Raw genomic sequence first — 3,877 nt, 5'->3', positions numbered from 1 at the left:
GGGTGGCGGCGGGCGGTGTCGCGCTCGCGGCAGCCGTCCTGCTCTCCGTGCTGCCCTCGGGGGGCTCCGACGGCGCGGCCGACGGGACGCCGCGCCCCCCGAGTATCGGCGCGGCGCAACCGGCGCCGCCCACGCCCCCGTTGCCGGCGACACCCGGTCCCCCCGCGGCGCCCCCGGACGGTGCGGAACCGGACGACGGAGAGCCGGACGACGGAGAGCCGGACGGTGCCGAACCGATGCCGCCGGTCTCCACGACGGCCGAGGTGTGCGCCGACGGCGTCGACGCCACGGCGAGCTACCCGCCCTCCACCGAGGCCGGCGAGGCGGTCCGCCGCATCCAGCGCCGGGGCGAACTGGTCGTCGGCGTCGACCAGGGCAGCTACCTCTGGGGCTTCCGGACCCCGGAGAACGGCGACATCGCCGGGTTCGACATCGACCTCGCACGCGCGATCGCCGAGGACCTCCTCGGGCCCGAACCCGCGGTGGTCTTCCGCGCGATCCCCACCGACGCGCGCCAACGGCTCCTCGCCGAGGGCGAGATCGACATGGTCGTCCGCGCCATGTCGATCACCTGCGACCGGTGGCGCGAGGTCGCCTTCTCCCACGGGTACTTCGAGACCGGTCAGCGCGTCGTCGTCCCGCGGGGCTCGGCGGTCACCGGCTTCGACGACTCGCTGGCCGGCAGCCGGGTGTGCAGCGGGGAGACGACCACCGCCCGCGCCCTGCTGGAGGCGCGCGGACCGGAGTTGGGGCTCGACCTCGTCCACGCGCCGGGCCACATCGACTGCCTCGTCCTGTTGCAGCTCGGCGAGGTCGACGCCCTGATGACCGACGGTGCGCTGGCCGCGGGCCACGCCGCGCAGGACCCCGCGGTCGCGGCCGTCGGCGAGGAGTTGACCCGCGAGGTCTACGGAGTGGCGATGCGGCGGGAGGACGTCGATCTGGTGCGGCGGGTCAACGCCGTCCTCGCCGACTACACCGCGGGCGGCGAGAACAGCGCGTGGCGCCGCGCCCACGACCGCTGGTTGGCCGACCACACCGACGAGGCGTCGCCGGCACCGCCGGCCCCCCGGTACCTGGACGGAGAGGGGAGTCGGTGATGGAGACCGAGGAGGTACTGCCGAGGCTGGCGCGGCTGGATACCGAACTGTCCGCCGTGGAGACCTCGTTGCTGGCACTGCGCGACCATCCCGGCCGCCGGTTGCTCGCCGGGGCGGAGTTGACCGGCGACACCCGCACCCGGTGGGAGGAGGCGGACCGGCTCCTGGCGCGGCTGTGGGGATGGCACTGCACGGCCCGCACCACGCTGGAGCGGGCCCGGACGGTCCGCTCCTCACGACGCGTCCCGGGCCCGGCCGAATCGACGGAGCTGACGGAGCTGCTCACCGGCGCCTGCCTGACGGTGGAGGCGCCCGGCACCGACCCGGAGCGGATCGGCTGGGAGGAACTGGTCGCACGCACCACCGAGGGCTACGCCGAGGTGCTGGAGGTGGTGCTGGCCGTCGACGCCGTGTGGTCGGCCCTCCCCGCCCGTGTGGAGCTCCTCCTCGCCGAGCTGCGCCGGATCGCGGAGCTGGCCCGCTCGGTGGGCGTGGTCCGCGGCGAGCACCCGGCCGCCGACGTCCTGGCCGGGGTGAGCGCCGAGTTGACGGTGCTGCGTGCCACGGCGACGGGCGATCCGCTGGCGCTGTGGCGCCCGGTGGGCGGCAGCAGCGAACCGGGCCGGGGCCGCGTCGACACCTCCGGATTCGATCGCGCCGAGCGGGCGGTGGAGGACGCGCGCCGGGAGATCGAGGACGTCATCGCCGTCCACCGCGACGCGGAGGAACGGCTCTCCCACGTCCGCGACGTGCTCTCCCGCGCCGACCGCACGCTGGCGGAGGCGCGCACCGCGCGCGGCGAGGTCCTCGCGAAGATCGCAGGCTGGGACGTACCCCCCGTCGAGGGGTCCGTCGCCGTCCTGCAGGAGCGGCTGGCCGCGGCGGGGGGCCACCGGCGGGCACGCCGGTGGGCGCGTCTGGCCCCGCTGCTGGCCGATCTGGAACGGCGCGCCGAAGAGGAACTCTCCCTGGCGCGGCAGGCGTTGACCGCGGTGACGGCACCGCTGGCGGTGCGCGCCGAGCTTCGTGGCCGGCTGGACGCCTACCGCGCCAAGGCTGCCCGCCTCGGCGCCGGTGCCGAGGCGGCACCGCTGTACGACGCGGCCCGCCGCACCCTGTGGAGCGCGCCGTGCAACCTGCGGACGGCCGAGCGCCTCGTGCGCACCTACCAGGAGGCGACGCTGCGGCCGCCCGCCGCGGGACGGGAGACCGAGACGGCGGGGGGCGAGGCGGGATGAGCGAGGAAGCGATACCCGAGGGGCGCGGCCCGCGACCCGGTGGCGGCGACGCCGCGGCGAGCGACGCGGCGGGAGAAGCCGGGAGCGCCGGGTCCGGCGGTACGGGGGCCGGGACGGTGGGGTCCGGTGCGACGGGGCCCGGTGCCGACCGCGGCCCCCGGTCCGCGCCGGCACTGCCCTCCCCACGGGGCGGGGACGCCGACCGCCCCTCCCTGCTGGGCCCCTCGCGCTCGCAGGTGTCGCGCCGCTCCGTCCCGGGACGCCTGGCGCGCGACGGCGCGGCCGCCCCCGCCGGGGGCTGGTGGGTCTCGGTGCGCGGTGGCCGATCCGGACCGGTCCGCAGCAGCCGGTCCCGGCTGGGGGCCGGTCTGGTGACGGTGGACGAGGTTCCGCGGCCCGACCCGGCCGCCGCCGTGCTGCGCGACCCCGAGGTGCCGGAGGACCGGCGCTACTGCTCGGGCCCCGAGTGCGGTGCGCCGGTCGGCCGGTCCGGCGAGGCGGGCCCCGGTCGCGCCGAGGGGTACTGCTCCGTGTGCGGGCACCCGTTCTCGTTCGTGCCGAAGCTGGCCCCCGGTGACGTCCTGCGGGGCCAGTACGAGGTGGCCGGCCCCCTCGCCCACGGCGGGCTCGGCTGGATCTACCTGGCGCGCGACCGCGCGCTCTCCCGCCGCTGGGTGGTGCTGAAGGGGCTGCTCGACTCCGGCGACGCCGACGCGATGGCCGCCGCCATCAACGAGCGCCGCTTCCTCGCTGAGATCGAGCACCGCACCATCGTCCGGGTCTACAACTTCGTGGAGCACGTGGACCGGCGGACCGGCAGCCGCGACGGGTACATCGTGATGGAGTACGTCGGCGGCCGGTCCCTCAAGGAACTCGCCAACAGGCGCCGGACCCCGGACGGCCGGCGCGACCCCATGCCCGTGGAGCTGGCCTGCGCCTACGGCCTCGCCGCGCTCGACGCGCTCGGCCACCTCCACAGCCGCAACCTGCTCTACTGCGACTTCAAGGTCGACAACGCCATCCAGCAGGGCAACCACCTGAAGCTGATCGACATGGGCGCGGTCCGGCGGATCGACGACCGGCGCTCCCCGGTCTACGGCACCCCGGGCTACCAGGCCCCCGAGGTACCGGAGCACGGCGCCTCCGTCGCGTCCGACCTGTACACCGTCGCCCGCACCCTCGCCGTGCTGACCTTCGACTTCTCCGGCTACCGCGGCGCGTACGCCGACAGCCTGCCCTCCCCCGACGCGGTCGGGGTGTTCCGCCGCCACGAGTCCTTCTACCGGCTGCTGGTCCGGGCGACCGACCCCGACCCGGAGCGGCGCTTCGTCTCCGCCGCGGAGATGTCGGACCAGCTCACGGGGGTGCTTCGGGAGATCGTCGCGCTCCGCACCGGGCGGCCCCGCCCGGCCGCGTCCGCGATGTTCGGGCCGGAGGGCGGGGTGGTGGACGCGGAACTGCTGCCCCCGGGCGACGGCCGGGTCTCGGCCCTCGGCGAGCGGGACCCGCGCCGCCGCCGCACGACCGCCCGCCCGCTGC

General features: G+C 76.6%; 3 protein-coding genes. All 3 read left to right on the top strand.

The window, feature by feature from the left end:
- Positions 1–1,100, top strand: a 1,100-nt coding sequence (locus HCN52_RS22625) for a glutamate ABC transporter substrate-binding protein (RefSeq protein WP_209314866.1), incomplete at its 5' end; no start/stop codon positions are given.
- Positions 1,100–2,338: a hypothetical protein gene (locus HCN52_RS22620; RefSeq protein ID WP_168090294.1), complete on the top strand. Its 1,239-nt coding sequence runs from the start codon at positions 1,100–1,102 to the stop codon at positions 2,336–2,338. The genes HCN52_RS22625 and HCN52_RS22620, both read left to right, overlap by 1 nt.
- Positions 2,335–3,877: serine/threonine protein kinase (locus HCN52_RS22615; RefSeq protein ID WP_168090293.1), on the top strand; the 1,543-nt coding region annotated here is incomplete at its 3' end. The genes HCN52_RS22620 and HCN52_RS22615, both read left to right, overlap by 4 nt.

The organism is Streptomyces bohaiensis (assembly GCF_012033785.1).
Lineage (GTDB): Bacteria > Actinomycetota > Actinomycetes > Streptomycetales > Streptomycetaceae > Streptomyces > Streptomyces bohaiensis.
Note: the sequence above shows the minus strand (reverse complement) of the source record. Positions and strands in the feature narration are given on the sequence as shown.